This window comes from Neisseria sp. P0021.S007, assembly GCF_051956855.1.
Window position 1 is genome coordinate 1 of record NZ_JBQCXA010001136.1, and the last position, 527, is coordinate 527.

Here is a 527-nt window from a genome sequence, read left to right on the forward strand (position 1 = left end):
TTCCTAATTTATTGCTACTACAACAGATCTGAATTGATCAGTATTGAAAATATTAGAATTTGTGGAAGCTCTTGTATAAACAAAAGGCCGTCTGAAAAGTTTCAGACGGCCTTTAAACCATTATGATGGCATTCGTTTATGATTGGTCGATGGTTTTATCAAGTCCTTGGGTCAGGCCGTTGATGTCGCCACCATTTAGCCCCAACTCTTTCAAGAGACCGTCAACCAACGGAGCTTGGCTGCGGTAGCGCAGTGCGCTGTTGACCATTTGGTCTGCAAGGCTGGCTTGTGTGGTCTGGCCGTCTGAAACACCTTCCGCACCGTTTGCACCACCGGCAAAGCCACCCAGACCATTGACTTGCAAAATCTTGATGTCTTCGATTTTTTCCATTGGGCGGACGGATTCGCGGATGATGTCAGGCAGATGTTTCAAGAGGGCAAGGCGCACTTGCATTTCAACCTGTTCAACGCTCAGGACGTTGGCAGCTTCGTTCACAGCGCGGGTACCTTCGGCGTCAACCTTGTAT

1 protein-coding gene is annotated in these 527 nt (G+C 48.2%); it reads right to left on the reverse strand.

Annotated features, from left to right (window positions below; all coding sequences use genetic code 11):
* Positions 1-136 precede the first annotated feature (136 nt).
* Positions 137-527: flotillin domain-containing protein (locus ACTHUR_RS17920; RefSeq protein ID WP_440400090.1), on the reverse strand; the 391-nt coding region annotated here is incomplete at its 5' end.